Origin of the sequence: Vibrio sp. 10N.222.46.A1 (genome assembly GCF_041473595.1) — a bacterium.
Taxonomy (GTDB): domain Bacteria; phylum Pseudomonadota; class Gammaproteobacteria; order Enterobacterales; family Vibrionaceae; genus Vibrio; species Vibrio tasmaniensis_A.
In genome coordinates this window covers 1-3,892 of the sequence record NZ_JBFRSN010000843.1, presented here as the reverse complement: position 1 = coordinate 3,892, position 3,892 = coordinate 1, and the positions used below count along the sequence as shown (strand labels likewise).

Below are 3,892 nucleotides of genomic sequence, written 5' to 3'. Positions count from 1 at the left end.
GAACAAGGCATCTTAAAACAGAACATGGATCCAAAATTGTGTCGAGTTTCGTATATAAGCTTGATGGTGTTCCCCTTCATTGCTCCGCCCCCTCTATTAGCAATCCATGGTATTGAGATTAATGAAGAATTTCTTAACCGTTTAATCGAACACAACATTCAATTGATGACCGAAGGCTTTATCAACGCACCGAGCCCTTCTGCAGTGCAGGACAAAAGATAATGAAAATAAATAAAAAACTACTCTTCTTCCCAGCACTTGCGGTTGGTGTCATCGGCCTTGTGACTGCGATTAGCTTAAAGCCGGATCTGCCGACTAAGCCCGCGGGAGATAGGGCTCGTCTAGTCGAAACAGTTAGTTTAGAACAACAAATGATCGCGCCGTTGGCGGTGGGCTTTGGCAAAGTAGTCCCTAAAGTTGAATGGAAAGCCATCGCCGAGGTGACAGGGCAGATTGTTTATCGACATCCAGACCTAGAAAAAGGGCAGATCATTCCAGCGGGAACTGAGGTACTTAAGATCGATCCTTTGGATTACGAGTTGAAGTTGGTACAAGCTGAAGCGGATCTTAAATCAAGCCAGACTTCATTAGCTAAGTTAAACCAAGAAGAAGATAACCTTAAGCAGACCTTAAAGATCGAAAAGAACCGCTTAGTGATCAGCAATAAAGAGCTGCAACGTAAACAAGATCTGCGCAAGAAAGGGCTAACTTCTCAATCCGATGTTGATCTCCAGCAGCAAAGTGCGTTGTCTCAACAGAAGCTTGTATTGGATATTGACAACCAAATTGCATTGATGCCAGATGAAAAGCGTGTTGCGGAAGCAGTGATTAAGGTGAATGTCTCTAAAGTAAAAGAGGCGCAACGCTCTTTGGATAAAACGACCATCACCTTGCCTAGAGCGATGCGAATAGCTCAGGTCGATATTGAACAGAACCAAGTGGTTAATCTTCAGCAAGAGATGTTTGTTGCTCACGGGATTAAAGTTATGGAAGTTGAGGCGCAACTCTCTATTCACGATATGCAAACTTTAGCCTCAAGCTTTACTCAATTCCCTCGTGATGCCGCAGGCATACCAAACCCTTATGAAGCGCCAATCAAAGCAAGTATTCAGCTAAACAGTGGCAGCCTTAACCTCAATTGGCCTGCAAAGGTTGCGAGAATCAGTGAAACCGTTGATGAGAACCAAGCAACTGCGGGGATCATTCTTGAAATTGGTCAAGACTATTCAGCTCTGCAGCCAAGCAGTGCAACGCCTTTGGTCAATGGCATGTTCGTCAAAGCAGAGATTGAAGGTGTCGCGAATCTAAGTTGGGTGGTTCCAGAGCGAGCATTGCACGGTGACAAGGTTTACCTGATGGATGACAATCAGCGCTTGCAAGTGGTGAATGTTGAAGTGCTTTATCGCAGAGATAACCAAGTGGTTGTGAGTGGCGAGCTACAAACGGGAGATAAATTGGTTCTTAATGACGTCCTGCCAGCTATCGAAGGCATGTTACTGAAAGAGTCGAACTCTACAGAGGTTAAGCTTGAATCGGATACTCAGGAGAGTGCGTCATGATCAAGTTCTTTTCTAGGCACCCAACAGCTGCAAACTTGTTGATGCTTGGGTTATTGATCATGGGTATAAGCTCATTATCAACCATCAAGCGTGAAACCTTCCCCGCTTATGATCCGCCTTATATTATGGCGGCCATCGTTTATCCCGGTGCATCACCACAAGAAGTGGAAGAAAGCTTGTGTGTACGAATGGAAGATGCCGTCGATGGCCTAGCTAACATTGAAGAGACTCAGTGTGAAGCCATCGAAGGCAGCGCTCGTTTAATTCTCAAGTTAAATGAGAAAGCGGACATTGGCCGAATGCTGGTGGACGTTCAAACTCAGATCAACTCGATCAATGATTTCCCTAGTGAGATTGAATCTCCGGTTGTTCAAGAGTTGGATTGGAATGAACCGGTAGTTGATATCGCTATTACAGCCGAAACCTCATGGCCTGAACTCAAAGCTTACGCCGAAGATCTCAAACGAACCATGAAGCTCGATTACGACGTTTCTTTAGTCGAAGTTAGTGGTTTTTCCGATCACCAATATCGTGTCGAACTGGATACCCAAGCCATTCGCCAGTTGGGTTTGAGTGTCGGTGATATCGCCGACCAAATTGGCCGTCAGAATGTAAAACTGCCAAGCGGTAACGTTGAGACGCCAGACAAAAATTTTCTGATTCGTTTTGATGAGAGACGAATTACACCGGTTGAGCTGGAAAGCATCGTGGTTGGATCTGCGCCTAATGGCTCGGTGATTCGTTTGAGAGATATTGCCAAGATAACCGATCGCTTTGAGTTGGATGAGCAGAAGGTTCTGTTTGATGGTAAGCCATCTGCTCTGTTGAAGATCAGTAAGAATAAAGAAGATGATGCGTTACGAATCAAAGAGAACGTGACGCGATTCGTTGAGGATCAAAGCGCGATTGCCCCCGATGGTGTGACACTGCAAATGACCAATGATCTCTCCTCTGTACTTTGGGATCGTCTGACCATGATGGTGCGCAACGGCTGGCAAGGTATTGTGTTGGTGTTTGCCACCATGTGGTTGTTCTTCAGTTTGCGATATTCATTCTGGGTAGCTGCTGGTCTGCCGGTAGCCTTCCTTGGTGGTTTGTTCTTGATGGCCAACCTTGGCTTGTCGATCAACATTATGTCACTGGTCGGTTTATTAATGGCGATTGGTATCATGATGGACGACGCCATCGTGATAGCCGAATCGATAGCCTCCCATTTAGATAGGGGACAAAGCGTTGATGATGCGGTGTACAACGGCGTAAAGAAAGTGCTTCCCGGAGTACTGTCTTCTTTCCTAACCACGGTGTGTATTTTCGGTAGCTTACTGTTCCTTGATGGGGAAATGGGCGCGGTGCTTAAAGCGGTGCCTCAGGTGCTTATCTTGGTGTTGTCGCTGAGCTTAATCGAGGCGTTTCTTATTCTACCAAATCACTTATCTCATTCATTACACAAAGAAAAAAATGATAAGCCAGCGCTGCGCTTTAAAGTTGTGTTGTTAGAGAAGTTCGAGAACTTTCGTAATACCATCTTGATGAACATGGTTGAGAAGGTCGTGACGTTCCGCTACGCCTTTATGGGGGGAGTGATAACCTTATTACTTCTATCTATCTCCTTGATTGCTGGTGGTGTTGTCAAATTCCAACCATTTCCTGAGTTGGATGGTGATATTGCCGAGGCTCGCATCATTCTTCCACCGGGCGCATCACTGTCTCAAACCGAGAAAGTGGTCGATAAAATAGTCGCATCTGCTGAACGTTTGAATGAGCAGTGGAGTGAAGACGTCGAGGACGGTAATAGATTGGTTGAGCATATCACCAGCCAATTCAATGCAAACGCGGATGCCAATGAATCAGGGCCACACTTAGCTACCGTGCGCTTAGACTTACGAGGTGCAGAAAGTCGCAACACGGTGATCGATGATTTCATTGATGCATGGCGGGAAGACATCGGCGATTTGGCGGACCCTATCTCGCTGGTTTTCAAACAACCGACGATGGGGCCGGGTGGTCGTGCTATCGAGATCCGCGCCAAACATGATGATCTTGCTGCATTGAAATCGGCTTCTTTGGATATTCAGGAGTACCTTAATCAGTTTGATGGTGTGCATGGTGTTCTTGATGACATGCGCATGGGTAAGGAAGAGATCTTAGTTAAACTTCGCCCAGGTGCGGAAACCTACAATGTGAATGGGCAGATGATTGCTTCCCAATTGCGTGCGGCCTTCTTTGGTCAGACTGCGGATGAAATCCAAATTGGGGTTGAGAACATTTCGATTGAGGTACGCCTTGATAAAGAACAAGCGGGTGATTTACAGCAACTGGCTAACTTCCCAATC

At 46.0% G+C, this 3,892-nt stretch carries 2 protein-coding genes and 1 pseudogene; all 3 read left to right on the top strand.

The annotated features are described in order from the left end of the window. A pseudogene (locus AB4496_RS20865) lies at nt 1-222 on the top strand (TetR/AcrR family transcriptional regulator); the annotation flags it as partial. Continuing rightward, nucleotides 222-1,559, top strand: a complete 1,338-nt coding sequence (locus AB4496_RS20860; protein WP_009847814.1) for an efflux RND transporter periplasmic adaptor subunit — start codon at nt 222-224, stop codon at nt 1,557-1,559. The pseudogene AB4496_RS20865 and the gene AB4496_RS20860, both read left to right, overlap by 1 nt. Beyond that, nucleotides 1,556-3,892 (top strand): efflux RND transporter permease subunit (locus tag AB4496_RS20855; protein ID WP_372131847.1); only part of this gene is annotated, 2,337 nt, incomplete at its 3' end. The genes AB4496_RS20860 and AB4496_RS20855, both read left to right, overlap by 4 nt.